Raw genomic sequence first — 21,448 nt, 5'->3', positions numbered from 1 at the left:
CACCCACAGCCGGAGAAGCCCCACACCCCACCAAGGCCCGCGGCCCGCCCCGCACTCGACCAAGGCCCGCCCCGCACTCCACCAAGGCCCGCGGCCCGTGTCACGCACCCCACCAAGGCCCGCGGCCCGGTCACGCACTCCACCAAGGCCCGCGGCCCGCCCCGCACTCCACCAAGGCCCGCGGCCCGGTCACGCACCCCACCAAGGCCCGCGGCCCGGTCACGCACTCCACCAAGGCCCGCGGCCCGGTCACGCACTCCACCAAGGCCCGCGGCCCGTGTCACGCACTCCACCAAGGCCCGCGGCCCGGTCACGCACTCCACCAAGGCCCGCGGCCCGTCACATCGGCGTAGTAACCGTGACCGGCTCCCCGCTGCCCGTGTACAGCAGGCCCTTGCCCGGTGCGATCGGGCCGCCGACCATGCTCCGGGTCGTGCGGATGCCGATCAGTTCGCCGCTCGAAGAGTCCTGCGGGGAGAGCAGGATGCCGCGGCGGCCCTTCTTCGCCTCGACCTGCCAGCCGGAGAAGCCGCCGCACACCTCCTCCTCGTCGCCACCGATGACGAGCCCGAGTCCTCGCTCGGAGCCCCGCTGCACCAGGCGCTTGAACTCGCGCTCGGCGTCGCAGTCCTCCAGGACCTCACCGTCGTCGATGATCCACACGATCGGGTCCTCGGGCGTCGCCGACTCGACGACCTCCTTGAAGTCGTCGCTCTCGATGTCGTCGTCCTTGAAGACCTTCAACACGCCCTCCTGGCCTTCCAGTTCGCGCAACGGCGACGGGCGCGGGGCTGCGATGACCAGACGTACGCCCTGTGTCATGTAGGACCGCGCCAGGTTCATCAGCGTCGTGCTGCGGCCCGACTTGGCCGGGCCCGCGACGACGAACGTCGGCACGCCCTGCGCGAGGTCGGGACCGAAGCCCATGATGTCGTCGCCGCCGATGCCCGCGAGGGCCCACAGCTTGGAGCGCGAGGCGTCCGGGTCCCGCATCTCCCAGGCGTCCGCGAAGCCGATACGGCTGGGCAGGCTGTCCACGCGGAACGGCTTGCGCGAGCGCGGCACGTCCGCGTCCCGCACGGCCACCGCCTCGCCGATCTCGGAGAGCGCCGCGGCCTGGCCCTGGCCGGTGGAGTCCTCGGCGAGGAGCGCGAACTGCGTCTCCGTACCGTGCTCGTTCTTGAAGCCGCGGCCCGGCGGGATCTCCTCCGGCACCTTGCGCGCGTTCATGCCGAGCATCGAGAAGTCGGAGCGGTCGGCGAGCCGCAGGCCGTACTTGTCCTCGGTGAGCGAGGCCATGCGGCCGATGAGGACCTGGCGGTCACCGGTGATGACCAGGTGGATGCCGACGCTCGCGCCTTCGCGCATCATCGCCTGCAACTCGTCGGTCAGCTCCCCGTGGTCGTACTCGCCGAGGGTCGGCAGCCAGCCTTCCCAGCGGTCGAGGAGTACGACGATGTGCGCGAGCCGCTCCTCCTCGGGCTCCGCGGCCCGCTGCTCGCCGATGTCGGCGAAGCCCTTGTCGGCCAACAGGTCCTGGCGGCGGGTCAGTTCACCCTTGAGGCGGGTGATGAGGCGCACCGCGCGCTCGGTCTGGTTACGGCTGACGACGGCGCCGCAGTGCGGAAGCCGGGTCAGCGCGTTGAGCGCGCCGTTGCCGCAGTCGATGCCGTAGAGGTGCACGTCGGCCGACGAGTGCGTGCGGGCGACGGAGCCCGCGATCGTACGCAGGATCTGCGAGCGGCCACTGCGCGGGGCGCCGCCGATGAGCAGATGCCCGAAGGTCTCGAAGTTGACGGCGACCGGGCGGCGTGCCTGGTCGGAGGGGATGTCCTCCAGGCCGAACGGCGCGGGGGCCAGCGAGCCCGGCTTGTCGCTCGCGACAGGCAGCGGGATCTCGTCGAGCTGGAGCTGCTCGGAGAGCGCGGGCAGCCACGGGCTGTGCTGGGAGGGGATGCCCATCGTCGCGTTCGCGTCGCGCACGGCGTCCACGAGGACCTTGAGGTCGGTGATCTCCTCCTCCTCGCGCGCCGCGGCCTTGGGCTTGACCAGGGCCGCGCGGCCCAGGTCCTCCCAGCCGAGCGGTCCCGCCCAGGGCGCGAGCAGCGCCGGGTCGGTGGCGCCGGGCCTGCGGCCACCGACACGCCCCGACTGGAAGGGGACGAGCGAGGCGTGGCCGAGGCGGACGTAGGCGCGTCCCGGCGTGCTCTTGGCGATGTGTCCTGCCGCCGGGTCGTCGATGACGTCGGCGGACTCGGCGCCGTCCGTCACACGCAGGGCGATACGGAGGTTGGTGTTGGCGCGGATCTCGGGGGACACGACGCCGGAGGGCCGCTGGGTGGCGAGGAGCAGGTGAATGCCGAGCGAACGGCCACGCTGGGCGATGTTGACCAGGCCCGTCACGAAGTCGGGCAGGTCACGCACCATCGAGGCGAACTCGTCGATGACGATGAGGAGTCGGGGCACGGGAGGGTGCGAGGGATCACGGCGTACGAGATCCTGGTAGTCCTCGATGTCCTTGGCGTCGGCGGCGGCGAGTATGTGCTCACGTCGCTTCAGCTCGGCGCCGAGGGACTCCAGGGCGCGTTCCACGAGGTGGGCGTCGAGGTCGGTGACCATGCCGACGGTGTGCGGCAGCTTCACACAGTCCTTGAACGCGGACCCACCCTTGTAGTCCACGAGGACGAAGGTCATGTTCTCGGGCGTATTGGCGACGGCCAGCGCCGCCACGATGGTCTGCAGGAGCTCCGACTTACCGGAGCCGGTCGTGCCGGCGATCAGGCCGTGCGGCCCGTCGCGCCGCATGTCGATGCCGAAGGGACCGTCGTACGACTCACCGATGACGGCCATCGTCGACTGGCCCCCCATCTGCCAGCGCGCGGTGATCTGGTCGGCGGTCGGCGGTTCCAGCTGGAGCACGTCGAGCAGCCGGCTGGAGCCGGGCAGCGCGGAGTCCTCGGTCTCGCCGCTGATGTCGCGCAGCGGCGAGAGGGCGCGTGCGAGCCGCCCGCACCAGGCGGGGGAGACGAAGTCGGGGCGTACGTCACGGATGCGGGCGGCGTCGGTCCTCTCGACGCGCAGCCGCAGTTCGAGGGGCTTCTCGGCGCTCTGTTCGGCGTCGTCCCCGGCGGCCGTGTGCCAGGCCTGGAAGGAGGGGAAGCCGCCGGGAGCACCGGCCGCGGGCGTGGCCGCGCCAGGCGCGGACGGGGCGGGCAGGCCGATCTCCTCGGCCTTCGGCTCGGCGATCACGATGGCCTGGCACTCGCCGGGCAGGAACCGCTCCTCGTCGTCGAGGCAGAGCGCGTACATGGCGACGGCGGGACCCTCGCGCAGCAGCTTCACCACGCCGGGCAGGGAACGCAGCCGCCGCGAGCCGTCCCACATTACGACGATGTCGGGGTCGCCGAAGGACGCGGCGCCGCCGCGGTTGTTCTCCTTGGCGGCCTTCTGGCGCGCGGCGAGGATCTGGGTCAGCTCACCGATGCGGGATCCGACGGTCTCGGCGTCCGTCCCGATCAGTACGTTGGCGTCCTGCGCCCCGGCGGGCCGCGAGTGCGGCAGCCAGCGCGTCCAGTCCCACGTCTCGCGCGCGGAGTTCTCGGTCAGTACGTAGAACTGCACGTCGAGCGGGCTGTGAAGGACCGCGGACTGCGCTACGGCCCAGCGGCCGAGCGCCTTGGCCGAGTCGCCGGGGCCCGCGATGCCGATGACGCCGAGATCGCGCAGCGAGAGCGCGACGGGCGCGTCCTCGATCTTCCAGGTGACCTCGCGCTTGTGGTCGTCCTGCTCGGGGTCGTCGAGCACGACCTCGGAGTCGAGCCGCCCGGTGCCGACGCGCACGAGGAGGTGGTCGGAGTCGGTGCGCCGCCGCTCCCACAGCCGTGTACGGGGCCCCGTACTGAGGGAGAGGACGCCTGCCGGGCTGAGGATGGCCTGCCGCTTGTCGAGCCGCTCGGCGACGAGGGCTTCCTGGGCGTCCTTCTCGATCCGCTCCTTGTGTTCGTTGTACTCCTGGACCTGTTTGGCATGGGACTTGCGCCCGTGCTTCTTGTCCATGAAGTAGTTGCCGAACAGGATGAGCGGGCTGAGCAGCGCCATGATCAGGTAGTACCAGCGCCCGAAGATCATCACGGATACGACGGCACCGACGAGCGGCGTGAGTGCCATCAGCCAGGGCAGCGGGCGTGCCTCGAAATCACGTACCGGACTCGGCAGCCTGAATTTCGTCTGCCGCTCCGGGGGACGCAGTCGGGGCGGCCGGTTGTAATCGAGTCCGGCACCGTCTTCGGACCACTTCAGGGCGGCGTTGGGCGGCGCGTACCTGTCGAGTTCGAGCAGGGTGTTACCGACGGCGATCTGGGCGCCGATCGGCCATTCGCCCTTGTCGCGCTTGTCGCCCTTTTTCCCGCTGCTGTCCGCCCTGTTGTTCTTGTCGCGCTTCTTGCTCTTTTCCGGCTTGCCGCTCGTCTCGCCCTTCTTCTCGCTTTCCTCTGCCTCGCCGAACGGCTTGCCCTCCAGGGTCACGCCGTCTATGTCCCCATGTACGGCGACTTGGCAGGTGCCATCGGTTGCAACTGACAACGTCAGGGCGCGCGCGGGCAGCTCCGGATCGTCGATGCGGATGTACGAGGCGGGCCCGCTGCCGATGTCGTAGCGCCCGATGCCGAGCCGGTGCACGGCGCCGGCCACGGGTCCGCCCGCGATGCGCAACTCGACGAGGCCGGTGGGTTCGCCGGGCAGGCAGCCCGCCGGATCGTGCAGGCTGACGACGGCGCCCTCGCGCAGCGCGGAGGTCCCGATGGTCGCGGCGGCGTCGATGGGGTAGCCGTCCACGAAGACGATCGGCGCACCGCCCTGGCCTGGCCCCGGCTGGAGTTGATGCCCGCCGATCGGGATGATCTGAGCGTCGCCGCCGCCGTACCCCACGTGTGAGGCCAACTCCTTGGCGATGTCCCCCACGGAGGACTCAGGATCGGCGTCGAGCACGACGTCGGCGTTGGCGCCGCCGAGCGGATCGACGACGGTCAGAGTCAGGCGCACGATCGTCCTCCCCTTAAGCCCCTTTTGACCGCTTCCGGAACACGGTCACAGCGGCAAATCCACAGTGCCTGTGAGGCTGTCCACAGTGCCTGTGACGATAGCCGCTCCACCCTTCCCGCCGGCAACGGGCTGTGCAGGAGCTCATAGCAGAGCTGTGACTCAACCGGGGTGTGCTCACTTCTGCCCCACCCGTAAGCTGCTGACACAAGAGCGGAAGATCGCACGAGCAACCGAGTGGCCTCGCACGCGGGGTGCACGGGTTCGAGCGGGCCCGCACTGGTGGAGCCAAGGGGGATGGCCCTGCGGCGAGTTGGATTGGATGTGAAGCCACATGGCCAAAGACGCCGATATCACCTATGAGGAGATGCGGACCGCGGCGGGCAAGCTGAACGACGCCAAGGACAAGATCGACGAGAAGCTCGACGCCCTCGAGCGCTTCGTCGAGAACCTGGTGAAGAACGGCTACACGACTCGCAAGGGCTCGCAGGCCTTCGAGGACTCCTTCAAGGAGTTCAAGAAGGGCGCCAAGGACACCATCGAAGGCCTCACGGGCATGGGCAAGTTCCTGACCAGCGCCGCGAAGGCGTACGAGGACCTGGATGACGACCTCGCGAAGGGTGTCAAGGGCAAGGGCTGAGCACGCCTTTGGTCTCTTGAAGTGAGCCGGTGCGATGGGCAGCCGCATAACGCGGCGGTTCATCGCACCGGCTTGTTTGTCGGCATTGCGATGCATGGGGGCACTGTGGGTGGCGGTGGCGGCCGGGCCAAGCTTGACCTTGATGTGATCAAGGGCATGGGCACCGGGCTCAACAACGTGAAGAAGGCCTTCGACGGCCTGGAAGATCTCGGCGGACAGTACGAGGACGACTTCGGAAACGGTGATCTCGCCGACAAGTTCGGTGATTTCGCGGACACTGGAAGTTGAGCCGCAAAAGACTGACGGACGAGGTCGACGCGCTCGCCCAGATCGCCAAGGCCGCCGCCGAAGCGTACGAGGACATCGACCACCAGCTGGCCGAGGCGATCCGGGGCGCGGACGACCCCAAGTCGAAGAAGAAGGGCTGACCCATGGCCGGACGCCCACGCGATTGGCACCCGGTCGCGGACAACGACCCCATCCCCGGTGACGCCGACCGGGTCGCGAACCTGGGAAAGAAGCTCCGCAAGACCGCCGCCGAGCTCGAACGGCAGATCAAGAACATCAAGGCCGTCTCCGAGGTCGAGGCCTGGGACAGCAAGGCGGGCACGGAGTTCCGGGAAAAGGCGCAGGGCAACGTCAAGAAACTGGAAGCGGCCTTCAAGCGGGGGGATGGCGGCGCTTGGTTTCCTCATGATGGGCGTGGGTAAGGCCTTCTCGAAAGTGGCAGGAAAGTTCGCGAAGACCGCGCTCGATCGCATGGGAAGTGCGAGGAACGCAAAGACGGCCGCACAGGTTAAGCGTGCCCGGAAGAACGTCAACCGGGCTTCTGGCGACAGCTTCCACGTCGATGGCTCCAGGCCTCTTTCCTCGCTACGAGAATCCGTGGCCGGGAAGCTTGAACAGTTCAAGCTCCAAAAGGGCGAGGGGTGGGCTTCGCTCAAGGAGCCGTTCAAGGAGCCCTTCTCGCCGTCTGCCTGGGGAAAGAACCTGAGCACTCTCAGGCCGGGTAGCGGAAACTATCGCGAGCTCCGCTTCCTACGCCTGTCGAGGTTGTGCCGATCCTTCTGGACTGGTCGAACGCAGAGATCGCGGGCGAAGCAGACGTCAGATACCTGGAACTGGCGTCCGCACCTGCGGTGCGTGTTCAAGCAATGGTTGAAATGAAGCGAAAGTTCGGATTCGGCAGGCAGCTTGGCGAGTTCATCAAGTACGCCGTTTTCCGCCAGGCCTTGAGACCTGGCACGGAGCTGTATGTCTCAACCCTGGCGGTCGGACCGCTACCGCTGGCGTCCTCGCTCCTGATCAGCGTCCCCCGTTCTGACGAATGGCCAAAGTGCTCGGATGCCGACGAACTCGCGGGGCACCTGTCGGGACGGAGCGGCGCGGATTCGTCCGAGTTGGACGGTGAGGCCGAGCTGGACGTGGTGTCTCTCGCCGCTGCCGGCAGAGCCGTGCGTCAGCGCCGCAGGGAATCGCCTGACCCGTCAGCCCAGTTGGGCAACACCCTGCCGACTACGCAGCTCACGTACTATGTCCCCATCCCCGCGACCAAGAGCTGGCTGCTCCTGAACTTCTCCACACCGATGGATCCGCTGGCGGACAAGATGGTGGAGCTGTTCGATGTGGTGGCCGGCACGTTGCACTGGGACTGACTGATGACGCGCGCACAAGGCGACTCCCGCCTCCGGGACGGCTTCGGCATCGTGGCTTTCGTTATGGCGATGCTCGCTCTGGTTGTCGGCTTTCTCTGGGTGAAGGGGGTCTGGCGGGCGGTGATCCGTGAGGCTCCGGACCTGATTGCGGGTTGGCCCGGTGGCCCCTGGGGCTTTGGCATCGTGGCCGGAGTGTTGGCGGTGGCTGGGGTGTATGGCGGCCTGGCGGCATCCGACGCCTCGGAGGGCACGGGAAAGTCACGCCGTATCGCCCGTCGTACGGCCACCGCGGTGTGCTGGGCCGTGCCCTTGCTTCTGACGCTGTACATCGTCTCGGCGCTGCCAGGCCGCAACTGCCGCCCTTCGGCCGCCACTTGCCGGGAAGTCGAGGGAGCGTTCCCCGCTCTCCTGGCGTACGCCGGCACGGCGGCTGTCGCGGGCTGGGCGACGTACCGCGTCCGAGCCGGCCGGGAGGAGCAGCGCCGCGCGGCCCAGCAGGCGAGGCTGCGCAAGCTGCGAAAGAAGGGCAAGGGGAAGAGCCGGGCGGCTCGGTAAGGGGCACGCCTCGCAGTCTGTCCTCTCCTAGGGTGGCCCGCATGTTCATCTCACCTCGTGCCCTGGACGGCAGCCGTCGGCATCGACTTGCCGTCGCCACGCTGTTGTTCGCCACCTTTGTCCTGCTGGCGATCGGAACGACGGCCGAGGCGGTGGCCGGCGGATTCGGAACGCTCGGGCGCGTCGGGTTCGGGGCGATGGCGGCGTCCTTGTACGCGGTGGCCTGGTGGTGCGTCCGCTACTGGTACGCCGCCTTCAGCCAGGGCCGCCGCGCCGAACCGGTGCGCGAGCCAGGCTTCTGGCCGTGGCTGCTGCCTTACGGGGTTCTCGTCGTGATGTTCACCGTCAACGGAGTGCGTGAGCTGGCCCGCGGTGAGGACGGAGCGTGGTTCTCGCTCGGTTTCGGGGCGCTGATGGGGCTGCCGGTGATCGTGGTAGGAGTGATGGGGCTGTGGGCTCTGGTGCGGTCGCCGAGGCGTGGCCGGGCCGGAAGCGGCCGTGCGGAACCCGCGCCCGCAGAGCCGCCGCGTCCGCGCCGGGACTGGGGCCCGATCGGTTAGCACCTCGACCTGCTCCGCCGGGCTCCTCCAACCCCCGCCGCAGCTACCCCCGCCCCCGCGAGAACTCCCCCCGCCCCACCCGCACCGCAAGGCCGTCCCCCTCCGCGTCCTGGAGCAGCGACCCGTAGCCCGTCGCCGCCCACACGCTCTGCTCCGCCGGTACCTCGAAGTACGGAACCCTGCGCCCCTCGAAGTCATCGGTGAGTACCTCCGGCGCCCGGCGGGAGTGGACAGCCGTCCCGCACTTCTCGCAGGCCGAGACGTGCAGCTGATCGCGCCGTCCCAGGGGGCGCCACCGGATACGGAGGACGGAGCGGCCGTGGAGGGGGTTGAAGAAGCAGAGGGGGAGCGGGGACGCCGTGCCGACTTGTGTGTCCCCGTCCTTCAGCGCGTCCCGGCCCTCAGTCACCAGGGCAAGCGCACCCGCCAGGTCCGGCAGGCCGCGCGCCGCGTCGAGGACCGTGCTTGCGGCGGCGTAGGCGTCAAGTGCGCGCTGCAACCCAGGAGTTGAGGTCGGCGTCGTTGCGGCAACCGCCTCGCCCAGAGCCAGCACCTCCGCCTCCGTCCGCCGTCGCAGGGTCGCCTCGTCCGCGGTACGCCCCGCCGCGAACACGGCCTGGGGGAAGGCGAAGGGTGAGCCGGTCGCGCTCGGGTACCGACCTGACCTGCGGCGCCCCCGTCGACGTACGCCTACGAAAGAGACGAGACCGGCGGCGGCCACCGCCACCGCGACACCGGCCGGCAGCAGCCAGGAGGAGCTGCCCTCCTCGCCCGCGGCCTCCGGGCGCCCGGGAAGGCTCCCGCTGGGACCGCTGTCACCGCCGTCCCCCAGGTCCGCCGTCGCCTCCTCGTACGCCTTCGTGCCGTCGCCTTCCGCGATCAGCTCGATCGCCCTCTCCGTCTGCTCGGCGAGCCCCGCGTCCTTCATGTCGTCGAGGAAGCCGACCGCGCCCACTGCGTCGTGGGCCTGGTGCTTGTCGGCGTCCGGCCACTCGTAGCCGTTGAGGCTTCCGCTCCACTTGTCGCCGCCGGTGACGAGGATGACTTCGCGCTGGTCGAGGCGGTCGCGTACGACCTCGGCGAAGATGTCCGCCTCGCCGGCGTACGCGTCGCCCTGGACCAGCGGCGCGAGGGCGACCTTGATCGGGAGTCCGGTCTTCTCGATCTGCCGCGCCAGTTGCTTCTGGCGGGCGGGCGGTACGGAGTCGGTGTACGCCGCGTCGACGTACACCGGCGACTCGCGCAGGGCGTCGGCGATCTTCTGACCGGGGCTGGGTGCGCCCGGAGCCTGCGCCTCGGAGGGTACGGCCACAGCGAGGAGGGCGGCGAGGGCGGTCAGGGCGCCGGCCGCCACCGCCGCGAGGCGCTTCAGGTCACTGAACACCGGCGTACTCCCGTACCTGGCGGATGAGTTGAGGGACCCCGTTGACTATGGCCGGCAGCGGTCCCACCGCCTCCTCGTACGGCACGCGCCGGGAGCGGCCCGGCCCCGGCAGCGTGAGCCGGAGCGTGTGGGCGAGGCGCGGCTGCACGCCGACGAGGACCCGGCATTCCGCGCAGACCGGGATGGTGCGCAGGCGCTGTTCGTCCGGCGAGTACTGCGCGTCGCGCCACCCCGTGGCAGGTCCGTGCAGCGGGTTGAGCGCGCAGCAGGGCTTGTCGGCGCCGACGAGCGCGCCCCGGCCGACCCGCGCGAGGACGATCGCGGCGGCGAGATCGGCGGGCGTCGTGTCGTCGTCGACGTGACCGTCCGGATCGCGGTCGGCGAGGAGCGTCGCGGTGTCGAGGCAGTCCCAGACGCGGGTGCGTACGGACGACCCAAGGGCGGCGCCCGGATCGAACTCGCGGGCCAGCGCATCGAGTTCGTCGCGCGCCGCGCGCCGCAAGTAGCCGAGGGAGGGAGCCGGCGGCGCGGTGAAGTCGAGAACGCCGTCGGGCGACACGGTGGTGCTGGGCGGCCGTCTGAGCCCCGGCACCAGCAGCCGCAACAGTCCGAGCAGCGCGGCGACGATCCCGAAGAGCAGCGCTGCGGCGAACGCGCCGACGAGAAGGCCCGGCCAGAAGTCCCCGGAGAAGAGCGGAGGGAGCGTGTCCTCCTCGACGGGCTCGGGTGCGTCGTCCATTCCGAGCGAGGAGGTCTCGGGCCGGTCGGTGCGTGGCGCCTTGTCGAGGAACGTCAGCAGGTCGTCGAGTCGCTCGCCGAGCCGGTGATCGGTGGAGCGGTCGTCGTCATCGCCGTAGCGGATGGAATCGGGGAGATCGAAGGCGACGTGGTTCGCCTCGATGCGTACGTCGTAGGTGACGACGTCGATGGAGCCGCCGAGGGGGTCGGCGACGACGTACACGCCGTGGTCGTCCTTCGTACCCATGCTCCGCATCTTCTGTCGCACGGCTTCCACGAAGAGCTCGGGCTCGCCCCCGGACTCGTCCTCGGTGAGCTGCGGGACGAGGGCGATACGGACGGGGCCCCTGTCGAATTTCGCGATCCGCTCGCGGAGTTGACGATGCTGCTCGTCGTCGAGTGGGCGTGGGCTCTCGGGATCGCTGTAGATCGGCCCGCCCTGCTGCAGCCCGGCGGCAACCCGCTCCACACGGCTCGACAGGTCGGAGGCGGTGGGTGGCGGCGAGGCTCCGGCGGAGTCCTGGTGGAAGACGAGGAACGCGGTGAGGGCGATGGCACCGGCGACGAGGGCGGCGGCACCGGCTTCGACTCGGAAAGGGGTGAAGTGGCGGTGGCGGGGGACGGGCGGTTGCTCGCTGAAGCTGTCGCCCGCCGGAGGCTGAGGCCTCCGCTGCCGCCGATGCCACCGACGTACGTACGGACTGAGGGCGAGGATCAGCAGAGGTACGCCGGTGAGGGCGATGCCGGTGACGAAGGACTGGTTGTCGCGGTCGGCGGGACCGATGTGCATCTTGTCGACTTCTTCACCGGTGTCACCGCCGTACTTCTTGCGGGCGGCCTCCGCGCGCGCGGCGGCCTTCTTGCCGCCTTGGGCGATGACGTCGGTGAACCGCTCGAAGCTGAGCAAGGGCCCTGCGTCGTACGGAAGTTCATAGAGCGCCACGGTGGACGCGTCATCGGCCGGCGCCCGCACCCCGAAGGCCGCGGCGTCGGCGACGCCCATGTCGTCGACGAGCACGTAGAGCCCGTCCCGCCCGAGCCGATCGTGCACGGCCCCGAGCAGCTGGTCACCGTCGGTGCCCTGTTCGGGCAGTACGAGGACATAGGTGGGCACACCGGTCCGCTTGGCGAGCTTCGCGAAGTCGGGGGCGGTGGACCGGGGGATCTCGCGGGGGAGCTGGTCGGTGACGTGGACGGGGTTGGCGCGGAGGAGGGCGGCCAGGGCGGCGGGTTGGGTGGGGGCGGCAGTGGCAGTGGCGCCGGCGGCTGCGGTGCGGGTGGCGGTGGAGGGTGACGCGTCGGAGGGGCTCGCGGTGGAGGGTGCCGGGCCGGAGGGGCTCGCGTTGGAGGGCGACGCGTCGGAGGGGCTCGCGTTGGAGGAGCCTGCGAAGGCAGGCGCTGCCGGGCCGCCGCCGACCAGGAGGAGAACGCAGAGGGTGGCGAGCAGCGCTGGGAAGCGTCTGCCATGGCTGGTGCGCGATATCTCGCAGTCCGTGGCCGCCTGCCCGGCAGAGGCCCCTTCACCGGCACCGTTCGGCGCCGTCCTCACCCGTCCCACCCCGTAACTCATTGGGCGCACTTTACTGTCGCGACGGAGGCGTTTCCATGGGGGCCGTCGGGGTGTTGTTGCGGGGCGGAGTAAGGGGGCCGGCCATAGAAGGCGTACCGGCAGCGGAATGTGCGGCCGCGAAGGTCATGACCGTCATGGGCCGGACGGCGGTCAGGCCGTGGAGTGGCGGTCAGGCCGTGGAGTCCTGGGACGCCAGGGACATTTCTGCAGGGTCCTCTTCGTCCCGTCCCTCTTCGTCCTCCACAGGTTCCGTGAAGCTCACCGTCTGGAGGATGGCCGCCATGATGTCGCAGAACTCGGTCCAGTAGTCCGTGGACGCGGTGTAAAGCGTGAATATCGCGGTGAACGGGCCTGTAGGGAAGGGGACATGCACCTGGATCTGCCCGGTGAGCAGATCCACGGGCTCACCGGTCGCGGTCACTTGCGGACTCAGCGTGTACGTGGTCAGCGTGATGCAGGAGACTGCGGGCCCACAGGGCAGGTCGAGCCAGCGGGCGTCGTTGTGCGGGTCTGTGGAGAGGACCGACAGGATCCCCTGGGCGGCGATGTCGGTGTCCTTCGCGGCCTGGTCCGTCGGAACGGCGGCCACGGTGAAGGCGCACTGGGCGACACCGTCGGCGCCTTCGTACCGGGCCTCGAACCCCCTGGCGTCTTCGTCGTCCTCCGCCTCTTCGCCCTCATTCGCGGTGGGTTCTTCGCCCCCGTCCGCGGTGGGCTCCTCGCTCCCATCCGCGGTGGGTTCTTCGCCCCCATCCGCAGTGGAGAAGAGCCCCATGGCCGAGTACGAGACACCGGTCTCCGCCATGAGCTCGGCCAGGCCCTCGTAGTAGGGCGCGGCCGGCTCCCAGATGCTTTCGTCGCCGCGGGAGTAGAGGCCGCGTACGAACTCTTGGGAGCGTTCGGCGCGCTCCTCGGGGGTGGCGGCGAGAGGGAGGGCGAAGAAGCCTTCGGGGACGTTGAACCAGAGGGGCGGGGGTTCCTCGTCGGTGGGCAGGGGCGGGATCGCGCTCGTGGAGTCGGCGGAGGTTGTCATCGTGGGGGACCGTCCTGGTCAGAAGCAGATGCGACGTCGGGCTCTAAGAGTCGGGCGGGGTCTAGAAGTCCTCCGGATCAAAGTCCTTGGGCTCGACCTCTGCGCCCTCGGCGTCCATGAGCAGGTCGTTCTCGGAGAGGCCGAAGAACGAGTCGACTTCGTACGACCTCAGGAACCCGACCTGGAAGTGGCCGCAGGGGTGGCGACTGATCACAGGGCTCCCGTGGTCGGACGAAGCCGGGGACTCCGCGACGAAGTTCTCCACCGTGGTCCGCTGCGCGGGTGTGAGGCCGGCGAACGGGATCAGGTCGAGGGGGTGGCGCAGATACCGGGTGAACTTCTCCGGCGTGATGGCACGCAGCCTGCACCAGGACCCGTCGTCGAAGACGACCTTGACATCGGTTCCGTCCTTGAAGGGCTTCGGCTCCACCTGGCTGATCCGGGAGCGCGAGACCTCCCAGAGCACTTCGTCGTCGATGAGGCTGTCGTTCTTCTTGGAGTACGGGAAGCCCACGACGACCAGTCGCCGGTCAGTGACGATCGCGTGCGTGCGGTAGTGCTTCTCGGGGGAGCGCGCAGGGTCCAGCTGCCATGGCAGGGTGCGGGCGAGGGAACCCGGAGCGGCCCACATGACGGGGAAGTCCTCGACCTCGTCGGCGGGGTCGTCCGGGGTGTCGGAGCCTGATCCCGGCCCCGAGCCGCCGCTGACGTTGCCTCCCGCCGAGCTGAGCGCGGCCATGATGGCGCCGCCCAGCGCGATCAGTCCGCCCTTGCCCGTGTTCCGTGCGACCGTGCCGCCGGTCGAATGGGCCACGTACGTGGGGCCATCGGGCCAGCCGGAAAGCTCACCCTGGATGTCACGGCGCTCGGTGTCGCGGAACCAGCGCATGCCCCGGACGCGCGTGGCCTCGCCGGTGGCGAAGGTGACGTACGCACGGGTGAGGAGCGTTTCGCCCGGTTCGGGCTGCCATGTGTCCATACCGGAAAGAATCCTCCTACGTGGTACTCCCGGGCGTGGTACTCCCGGGCTCTTTGCCCTGCATCCTCACACTTCGCGCCGGCCGCTCATCCACTCACGCTCGTCCGCTCACGCGTGGCTGCCTGCGCTTGTCCGCTCACGCACGGCTGCCCGTGCCCACGCACGGCTGCCCGTGCCCACGCACGGCTGCCCGCGCTCACGCATGGCTGCCCGCGCCTACACACGGCTGCCCGCGCTCATGCCCCCGACGCCGATTTCTCGAACTGGTCACCGGGGAAGAGGGCTTCTCCCACGTGCTGGTGGATGCTCTCGACCTTGGGGAAGATCTTGAGCCCCGCGTCCATGGCGATACCGGCACCCAGAGGGTTGATGTTGACCCCCGGGATGAGGTTGGCGCCCTTGGAGCCGAGCCACTGACCCGCGTGGTAGCCCTGGTTGGCGATGCCGCCCATGCGCGATGCCAGGCCGCTGGTGGCATGGGAGACCTCGTAGACGTTGTCCGCCATGCCGCCGAGCACCACCTTTCCGGGCAGTAGTTTGATGCCGCCCTTCACGAACCCCGCCTGCTCGCCGGTGGAGATCAGCATGCGTGCTTTGCCGATGTTGGTCGCCTGGAACCCCTTGCCGAGATTGCCGGCCTTGGCGACGCCGGCGGCCCTGGCCAGCTTCGTGGTCTTGCCGGCCACCTTGATGCCCTTGCTGAAGGCGCCGATCCCCGGCATCAACCCCACCGCATCCATCCCGATCTGCATCCAACTCACGTCCGCACCGGCCGCCTTGGCGACCCCGTGCGCCGCCAGCGCGAGCCCGCTCGCGATGAGTGCGGCCGTGCCGAAGATCGCAGCGAGCGGCGGGAACGGCAACGTGATGATGGCCAGCAGGCCCAGCACCGCGGTCAGGTCGCTCAGCAGATCGCCGATCAGTTTGATCATGTCGGCGTGGTCCTTGATCCACTGACCCGTGGCGTCCCACGCGTCGGCGACCCCCTTGGTGAGCTTGTCCCAGAAGCCCGGCTCGTCCGGGGCGATGTCGCCCGCCTTGTCGAGCTCCTTGCTGATCCGCCCGGCGGCACGCGCGTATCGGTCCTCGAGGTCGTGCACCTTGCCGGTGACCTCGTCGACATCGCCGGAAGCCTTGCCGAGCTCCTTGCTCCCCTTGCCCTCGGCCTTTGTCTCGGCCTCCTGCCGGGCGTCGAGCTTCTCCCCGGCCGACTTCTCGAGGCGGTCCGCCTCGTCCTGGAAGTCCTGGAGCTCGCCGGCCCACTTGTGCAGCGCCCGGGAAGCCTTGTCGAACGACTCGTGGCTCTTGCGGACGAGCGGGGTGACGTCCTGTCCTATGTACTCGGTGAAGGCGAGCGCGGTCTTGCCCTTCCAGGCCCCGCACTCGATCCGCTCCAAGTCCCGTACGGCGTTGCCGAGTTCGGTGGCGAGCCCACCCAGCTTCTTCGCGAGCTCGCGGGTGTCGGTCACGTCCCCGGGGGTGGGGTCCCAGCCGATGTGCGGGAAGGCGGGTCGACGTCCCACGTCACTCACCGCCCTTCTTGGAGCCCGCCTTCTTCGAGTCCGCCTTGGCCGACTTGAGCGACTCGGCCAGATCCTGGTCCAACTCGCTGAACTTCTCGCCGATCTTGTTGATCATCTTGACGGCACCGTGTGTGTGCTTGCCGAGCTGCTTGACGCCGTAGCCCCACTCGTCGGCGAACTCGTGTACGTCCTCGACGAGTTTGCCCGCGCCGACGACTGAGCCGTCGGTCCCACGGAGGGTGCGGCGGGCGGCATCCATGCGGTCGCTGACCGTGGAGAAGGTCTTGCGCAGGTCTTCGAAGATCGTGTCGTCGAGCCGTAGATCGCTCACGTGGTGTCCCCCGGGTCCCTCTGGGCGGTCGATGTACCGGAGCCCGGCGGCAGTCCACACTCGAGTCCCGTGCGACGAGGCTATCGTCAGGAGGTTTGACGCTATTGGCCGGGTCGAGGACTTGCTAGGGCGAACCAAGGGGGCATGCTGGGGCGATAGGGAGTCGAATGTGAAGGGGCGGTGGAGGCGAGATCTACCACGCCAGAAGCCGAACCGTCCGTCACCAGCATTCTTTCCTCGCCCTTTACCTCTTGCTTTGCGTCCGTTTACTTCATGATTTGCAGGGCGCGGGTGGTTTATTGCCCTTATCGAACTGGAGGGAGTTCCTGCTTGCGTTCCTCCAGGCCCGCCTGACCCGCCTGACCCGCCTGGCCCGCCGGGGTCACGCAACACCAACCAGCCGTGTCAGCTCAGCGGTTGATGGACTGGATCTCCTCGACGGTGACCGGCTGATCGTTCCCGTACTCGCCGTTGGGGAGCGTGCCGCCGGGACTGTTCGTGCCGGTCCAGGTGATCTCCCAGGTGGCGGTGGCCTGGAGGTTGAAGGTGCCGTTGCCCGACGAGCGCTTGTACGTCACGCCGCACGGGGGCTGCTGCTTCGCCTTGCCCTTCGCGTACGGCTCACCGATGGAACCGTCCTCGTTCATCTCGCACTTGCCGGAGGCCGGCATGCGCACGGCGTCCTCGGTGCCCGGATTGATGCTGAGCGCGACCGGCTTGGCAGTCGTCGTCGCCTCGATGTGCAGGCCGGGAGCATCGAGCGAGGCGGTCACGGACACGGGCTGGAACTCACCCTTGTCCAGCCAGGCCCAGGTGGGGAGGTTGACCTTGGAGGGGCCGTCGGGGGCGAGGGAGACCTTCGTGCCGGGGACCTCGATCTGCTCGTACGCGAGACCTGCGAGGGTTTCGGCATCGATCGCCTCAGGAACTCCGGGGTCTTCGCCGTTCTCGACCCAGAATGCCGGCTTGTTGCACTTCTGCTGTTCCGCAAGTGTGGCGTTCGGGCTGAACTGCGCGTCCCACCACATGCCCTCCTTTTCCTTGTCGATGTTGTAGTTGTCCTTGGCGTAGGCCTGATTCTCGTCGGACATGTCCTTCAAGGCGTCCCGGGGTGCTCCGGGGTCGTGCCGAGCGGTGAAGTACAGCCGGTCGCGGAACTTCGCAAACTCGCTGGCTTTCCATTCTGGGGCGTACCAGCACGGCGGTGGCGCCCAGTTGGGGTCGACGGAGGTCACGGGTCCAGATCCCGGCCCGCCGTTCCCGGTCGAGGTGTAGCTGATGCGCGCCATGGCGCCGATCGAGTCGTCCTTCTTCGTGGCCGATGTGTTGCTGTCGCTGACCACGGGATCCTCACCGGCCATTGCCGGGGCCCCAGAAGCGAGTATCAATGCCGTGCTCGCGGCCAACAGGACCAGGGATATGCGGGGGATGGTCACCTGCACTCCTCAGCCTTTTCCTGCACCTGAACCTTCTGGGCCCGCCACAGCCCCTTTGCGTTCTTGGACGGGGTCATGAGGACCTGCCAGGAGTAGTAGTCATTGATGCTCGGCTTCGTGTGATGGACCTTCTTGGTCTTCACTTCCTTGCTGTACAGCTTGCTGCTGTCGCTGCAGAAGGTGACGACGCTTGTCTTCTTGTTCTCGGCAGGCATGACCTTGGTACGGGAGAAGCGCATCTCTCCGCTGATGGTCAGGCTCCTGTCGACGCGCTGCTTGATCTGGTCCTTGGCGTATGTCTGAGCGGGGCTCTTGAATTCCGAGTAGAACTTGTACGCGGAATTGTTCATGTCCTGCTCGACGATTCCGTACCGGATGGCAAGCGCGAAGTTATGGGCGTCGCTCGCGGCTGCTGCCTGGTCGGGGTCGCTGAGGTCAGCCTCGTCGAAAACGATGCTGACGTCCGAGGGGAGCCGCATCTTCGGCCGGTCGACCCCGGGAACTTCACTCTTGCGGGCACTCGGCGACGCACTCTTCTTCGCGCCCCCCTCATCCGCCCCCGCGATCTTGTCCTTACCCGAGTCCTTGTCGCCCCCACCCCCGCATCCACTCAGCAGCAGGGCAGCGGCAGCGGCCATCGAGGCGGCGGCAACGGGCAAAGTGCGACTGCGGTTCACGTGGGACTCCCGGTGGGGCGACAGTTCTTCAAGCCATCTGAAGGTACTGAAGCGGTCAACGCCTTCGCCAGGGTTCACATCGCCGAGTAGTGAATGTCTCGTGATGTAAATGACCGCACAAACCACCCAGTTCGGTCGCAGCGGGCACGAATGTTCCGGGCGTCACAAATAGCGGAATGTATAGCTCCGCAGATGACGGGGCTCTGCCCACCGGGGCGTGGGGGCCATTGCCTCCGACGCCAGGCAGTGCGGTGCGAGTGCGTGCAACGTAAGAATCCTCTGGAGGAGAGGGTCCTACGAGGATGTCTTGCGGGCCTGTGACGCTCTCAAAGGTCAAACACTCTCAGCGGTTGATGGACTGGATCTCCTCGACCGTGACGTTCTGCTCATTGTCGAAGGTGCCGCTCGGCAGGGTTCCGCCGGGCACGCCGGTGCCGGTCCACGTCACCTTCCACGTGACGGTCGCCTTCAGCGGGTAGGTACTGTCACCGGAGGAGCGCAGGTATTTGAGACCGCAGGGCGGGTTCCGGTCGCTCTTGCCCTTCGCGTACGGCTCGCCAATGGACCCGTCGTCGTTGAACGTGCACTCGCCGGATGCGGGATAGGTCTCCGCGTCCTTGGTGCCGGGCTCAAGCTTGAGGGAGATGGGCTCGGCGGTGGTGGTGGCCTCGATGTTGACGCCTTGGGCGTTCAGCGCGGCCGTCACGGAGACCTTCTTGAACTTGGACTTGTCGAGCCAGGCCCAGGTCGGCAGGTTGACCTTCGTCTCGTCCTGGGGTGCGAGCGTAACCTTCGTGTCGGGCAACCGGACTTTGTTGTAAGCGAGTTCGGCGAGGATCTCGGGGTTCACGGCGTTCGGATCGTCGACGGGCTCCCCGTTCTCCACCCAGAAGGGCTGCCGGTCGCAGGCCTGCGCGGCATCCTCCATCCACCGATCAGGATCCCGCTTCGCGACCCACCAACTACCCTCGTCGGCTTTGCCCTTGTTGTAGTTCTTGTACTTGCCGTCTTTGTAGATGTCCCGGAAGTCACTCACGGAACGGCGGGCGTAGTTCGGTTGCTGGGGATCGTTGGTGACCTGGTCGTAACCGCGCTCGGTGTCCTTGGCGAACTCACCTGCGGAGTACGGCTCGTACCAGCAGGCGGGCGGGGTCCAGTCCCCTACGGGCTGCATGCTTCCGGCTTCGCCCCCGGAACCCTTGGTGACGCCTTTGAAGGTGATGCGGGAGGAGAGGGTCTGGTCCTCGCGCTTGTTCTCCTGCTCCTTCTCGCCATTGGACCCGCCTGGGCCCCATTCGGCCATGGCGGTGCCCGGGGTGAGCGCACACAGCCCAGTCAGCACTCCGATGACGAGCAACCTTTTGCGCGCGGTTATGGCGTGCACGTCTTGTCCCCCCTCTTTGACTGAAGCTTCGTGGTCTGCCAGACGCCTTGCGCGTTCTTGTCCAGGCGGGTGCTGTAGGTCACGTAGGAGTTATCGGTGACGGGAGTCTTTGTGACCTTGTTCGTCTTGCGGTTCTTGTTGAACGCCTTGCTCTCGTCGGAGCAGTACACGACGGAGGCGGCATCCTTGCCGATCAGTGAAACCCTGGGCGCGAAGTAGCGCACCTTGCCGTGGAAAGTCGATCCGGAGTCGATGACCGACTTGACCCACTGGGCGCTGCCGACGAGAGCGTCGCCGTCCTGATAGAAACCCAAGGCCGGTTCGTCCGCATTTCCTTGGGTGATGGAAAAGGTGACGGCAGTCTGCGCGTGGCCGGCGTCTGCGAGGACGGCGTCCTTCGTCGCATCGCCCGTCTTCCAGTTGGCGAAGGTTTCGGTGACATCCTTGGGAAGCGTCATATCGGGCCGCTTCGCCCCACCCTCTGCACTCACACTCGGCGAGGCCGACTCCTTCTTCTCTCCACCCTGATCTGCGCCATTGATCTTGTCGTTGTCCTTGGGCTTGTCGTCGTCCCCACTCCCGCAGGCCGTCAGCAGGAGAGCTGCGGTCGCGGCGAATGCGGCGGCAACGGGCAAAGTGCGGCGCTTCAAGATCGACTCCCAGATTGGGGCACGGGTGCAGTCAAGCGCAATGACGCTATAGGCGGGACGCGTGGTTTCGCCAGAGCGAACTTCCCTCTGTGGAGGCGCGATACGGGCGCAATGCGGGCAGTAGGGATGTGGCTCCTGACACTTGCCGGAGCCCGGAGCCCGGAGCCCGGAGCCCGGAGCCCGGAGCCGCCCGTCGTCTGGATCAATCGCAGAGAAGTCTCAGTGGCGTACCGCTAAAGCGGCCTTCCGGTGGGAGATTTCTGCAGCGGTGTGCCCGTGTACTGCTGGCCCGGCGTAGGAGCGAGCAGTCCAGGACGTCAGCATGCGCAGGCCGGGACGCGCGGCCGCACACATCGCACACCTCGCACGCGTATCAGCCGTCGCCGACCCGCTCCCGGAGGGCCCGGCGGCGCGGCCTCTCTCCGCGCGAGGCCGCGCCGGGAGCACGCCCGAGCACGGCACCGGAATGCCGCCTCGTACGCTGACAAGCCAGAGCCGACAAGCCAGCCGATAAGAGTCAACAAAGGGGACGGGGACAACCGCATGGCCCGCTACACCGAAGCGCAGACCATCGCCCGCGGCGGATTCAGCATCAAGGTGCCGGAGACCTGGTGGGAGTTCGACGTCCGCCCGGAGTCGCGCGACGCCAGCATCCGGCAGATGATCAACGACCGCATACGCGAGCGCCCCGAGCTGGAGCCGCACCGGAACACCTTCGAGGGCTTCCTGCGCAAGGCGTCCAAGGAGGCGTGGCAGTCCGGTGCCCTGTACTGCGGCTGCATGGCGGAGAGCTTCGGCGGCGACGTGCCGATCACCGGCTCGGTCACGGTCTCCCTGGTCGGCGCCCGCACATCGAACGGCGACGTGCTGCCGACCGACCCCGCGGCGATCGTGGCCCAGCTCGGCGTACGGGAGGCCAAGCGCGAGGGCGACACGTACCGCAAGGTGAAGACGGTCGACATCCCGGGAGTGGGGATGGCGGCCCGGACGTACGGCATCGAGGACGTCTCGGTCCCGGGCGACGACCGCACGATGCGCGTCGTGCTGATGCAGACGTTCATCCCGGTCCCGGGCCAGGAGGGCAAGGTCGCACTGGTGGCGGGCAGCAGCCAGGTCCTGGACCTCGCGGACTCCTTCTTCGACATCTTCGACGCCGTGACGTCAACGTTCCGCTTCGCGGAATAGCCACCCCATGCAGGAAGCGGCGGGGGGTCGCCTGATTGAAGTCACATTCGTCAAACGTGCGGGTGCTCGGGAATCGGGCCTGGCGGTCGCGCCACCGCCAGGCCCAGCTCG

The 21,448-nt window shown here is 68.2% G+C and carries 19 protein-coding genes; 8 read left to right on the top strand and 11 right to left on the bottom strand.

Features of this window, described 5'->3' with window-relative positions:
* Positions 1–339: 339 nt before the first annotated feature.
* Positions 340–5,040 (bottom strand): FtsK/SpoIIIE domain-containing protein, encoded by a 4,701-nt coding sequence (locus ACZ5WE_RS35535; protein ID WP_467695375.1) that lies wholly within the window; start codon positions 5,038–5,040, stop codon positions 340–342.
* Between the two features lie 331 nt (positions 5,041–5,371).
* On the opposite strand from ACZ5WE_RS35535, the gene ACZ5WE_RS35530 reads away from it, so the two are divergent.
* The 7 genes from ACZ5WE_RS35530 to ACZ5WE_RS35500 all read left to right on the top strand — a co-directional run bounded on the left by ACZ5WE_RS35530 (position 5,372) and on the right by ACZ5WE_RS35500 (position 8,447).
* Positions 5,372–5,677, top strand: coding sequence for a WXG100 family type VII secretion target (locus ACZ5WE_RS35530; protein ID WP_160506537.1), 306 nt, complete (start codon positions 5,372–5,374; stop codon positions 5,675–5,677).
* Between the two features lie 21 nt (positions 5,678–5,698).
* Positions 5,699–5,965 carry a hypothetical protein gene (locus ACZ5WE_RS35525; RefSeq protein ID WP_467695373.1) on the top strand — a complete coding sequence of 89 codons (267 nt, stop codon included), beginning with the start codon at positions 5,699–5,701 and terminating at the stop codon, positions 5,963–5,965.
* Complete coding sequence (locus ACZ5WE_RS35520) at positions 5,962–6,105, top strand: hypothetical protein (RefSeq protein ID WP_467695371.1); 144 nt, start codon at positions 5,962–5,964, stop codon at positions 6,103–6,105. The genes ACZ5WE_RS35525 and ACZ5WE_RS35520 overlap by 4 nt, the downstream gene beginning before the upstream one ends.
* A gap of 3 nt (positions 6,106–6,108) precedes the next feature.
* Entirely contained in the window at positions 6,109–6,387 is a 279-nt protein-coding gene (locus tag ACZ5WE_RS35515; RefSeq protein ID WP_467695369.1) for a hypothetical protein, read from the top strand.
* 345 nt (positions 6,388–6,732) lie between these two features.
* Complete coding sequence (locus tag ACZ5WE_RS35510; RefSeq protein WP_467695367.1) at positions 6,733–7,332, top strand: hypothetical protein; 600 nt, start codon at positions 6,733–6,735, stop codon at positions 7,330–7,332.
* A 3-nt stretch (positions 7,333–7,335) separates the two neighbouring features.
* The gene (locus tag ACZ5WE_RS35505) at positions 7,336–7,887 is read left to right on the top strand and encodes a hypothetical protein (protein WP_467695366.1); all 552 of its coding nucleotides are present in this window, start codon (positions 7,336–7,338) and stop codon (positions 7,885–7,887) included.
* Between the two features lie 41 nt (positions 7,888–7,928).
* A complete protein-coding gene (locus ACZ5WE_RS35500; protein WP_467695364.1) occupies positions 7,929–8,447 on the top strand; it encodes a hypothetical protein in 519 nt (172 codons plus the stop codon).
* A gap of 43 nt (positions 8,448–8,490) precedes the next feature.
* On the opposite strand, the gene ACZ5WE_RS35495 is transcribed toward ACZ5WE_RS35500, so the two are convergent.
* The 10 genes from ACZ5WE_RS35495 to ACZ5WE_RS35450 form a co-directional block, all read right to left on the bottom strand.
* On the bottom strand, positions 8,491–9,831 hold the full coding sequence (locus ACZ5WE_RS35495) for a hypothetical protein (protein WP_467695362.1): 1,341 nt from the start codon (positions 9,829–9,831) through the stop codon (positions 8,491–8,493).
* The gene (locus tag ACZ5WE_RS35490) at positions 9,821–12,139 is read right to left on the bottom strand and encodes a hypothetical protein (RefSeq protein WP_467695360.1); all 2,319 of its coding nucleotides are present in this window, start codon (positions 12,137–12,139) and stop codon (positions 9,821–9,823) included. The genes ACZ5WE_RS35495 and ACZ5WE_RS35490 overlap by 11 nt, the downstream gene beginning before the upstream one ends.
* Before the next feature lie 169 nt (positions 12,140–12,308).
* The gene (locus ACZ5WE_RS35485; protein WP_467695358.1) at positions 12,309–13,172 is read right to left on the bottom strand and encodes a hypothetical protein; all 864 of its coding nucleotides are present in this window, start codon (positions 13,170–13,172) and stop codon (positions 12,309–12,311) included.
* Between the two features lie 61 nt (positions 13,173–13,233).
* Positions 13,234–14,151: a hypothetical protein gene (locus tag ACZ5WE_RS35480; protein WP_467695356.1), complete on the bottom strand. Its 918-nt coding sequence runs from the start codon at positions 14,149–14,151 to the stop codon at positions 13,234–13,236.
* A 236-nt stretch (positions 14,152–14,387) separates the two neighbouring features.
* Positions 14,388–15,674: an enoyl-CoA hydratase/isomerase family protein gene (locus ACZ5WE_RS35475; RefSeq protein ID WP_467695354.1), complete on the bottom strand. Its 1,287-nt coding sequence runs from the start codon at positions 15,672–15,674 to the stop codon at positions 14,388–14,390.
* 1 nt (position 15,675) lies between these two features.
* Positions 15,676–16,005, bottom strand: coding sequence for a hypothetical protein (locus tag ACZ5WE_RS35470; RefSeq protein WP_467695352.1), 330 nt, complete (start codon positions 16,003–16,005; stop codon positions 15,676–15,678).
* A gap of 410 nt (positions 16,006–16,415) precedes the next feature.
* Positions 16,416–17,441 (bottom strand): hypothetical protein, encoded by a 1,026-nt coding sequence (locus ACZ5WE_RS35465; RefSeq protein WP_467695350.1) that lies wholly within the window; start codon positions 17,439–17,441, stop codon positions 16,416–16,418.
* Positions 17,438–18,118: a hypothetical protein gene (locus ACZ5WE_RS35460; protein ID WP_467695348.1), complete on the bottom strand. Its 681-nt coding sequence runs from the start codon at positions 18,116–18,118 to the stop codon at positions 17,438–17,440. Before ACZ5WE_RS35460 ends, ACZ5WE_RS35465 begins: the two co-directional genes overlap by 4 nt.
* 343 nt (positions 18,119–18,461) lie before the next feature.
* Positions 18,462–19,502 carry a hypothetical protein gene (locus ACZ5WE_RS35455; RefSeq protein ID WP_467695346.1) on the bottom strand — a complete coding sequence of 347 codons (1,041 nt, stop codon included), beginning with the start codon at positions 19,500–19,502 and terminating at the stop codon, positions 18,462–18,464.
* A complete protein-coding gene (locus ACZ5WE_RS35450; protein ID WP_467695344.1) occupies positions 19,490–20,152 on the bottom strand; it encodes a hypothetical protein in 663 nt (220 codons plus the stop codon). Before ACZ5WE_RS35450 ends, ACZ5WE_RS35455 begins: the two co-directional genes overlap by 13 nt.
* A 543-nt stretch (positions 20,153–20,695) precedes the next feature.
* Between ACZ5WE_RS35450 and ACZ5WE_RS35445 the strand changes: the two genes are divergently transcribed.
* Positions 20,696–21,337, top strand: coding sequence for a hypothetical protein (locus ACZ5WE_RS35445; protein WP_467695342.1), 642 nt, complete (start codon positions 20,696–20,698; stop codon positions 21,335–21,337).
* Positions 21,338–21,448: the final 111 nt, after the last annotated feature.

The organism is Streptomyces sp. NPDC033180 (assembly GCF_055577645.1).
This window is presented reverse-complemented; position numbering and strand designations above follow the sequence as displayed.

Bases quoted from the DNA above. Each gene is read 5' to 3' on its own strand.
- ACZ5WE_RS35530 (WP_160506537.1), top strand. From the start codon at position 5,372: ATGGCCAAAGACGCCGATATCACCTATGAGGAGATGCGGACCGCGGCG.
- ACZ5WE_RS35515 (WP_467695369.1), top strand. From the start codon at position 6,109: ATGGCCGGACGCCCACGCGATTGGCACCCGGTCGCGGACAACGACCCC.
- ACZ5WE_RS35445 (WP_467695342.1), top strand. From the start codon at position 20,696: ATGGCCCGCTACACCGAAGCGCAGACCATCGCCCGCGGCGGATTCAGC.
- ACZ5WE_RS35505 (WP_467695366.1), top strand. From the start codon at position 7,336: ATGACGCGCGCACAAGGCGACTCCCGCCTCCGGGACGGCTTCGGCATC.
- ACZ5WE_RS35500 (WP_467695364.1), top strand. From the start codon at position 7,929: ATGTTCATCTCACCTCGTGCCCTGGACGGCAGCCGTCGGCATCGACTT.
- ACZ5WE_RS35480 (WP_467695356.1), bottom strand. From the start codon at position 14,151: ATGGACACATGGCAGCCCGAACCGGGCGAAACGCTCCTCACCCGTGCG.
- ACZ5WE_RS35485 (WP_467695358.1), bottom strand. From the start codon at position 13,172: ATGACAACCTCCGCCGACTCCACGAGCGCGATCCCGCCCCTGCCCACC.
- ACZ5WE_RS35490 (WP_467695360.1), bottom strand. From the start codon at position 12,139: ATGAGTTACGGGGTGGGACGGGTGAGGACGGCGCCGAACGGTGCCGGT.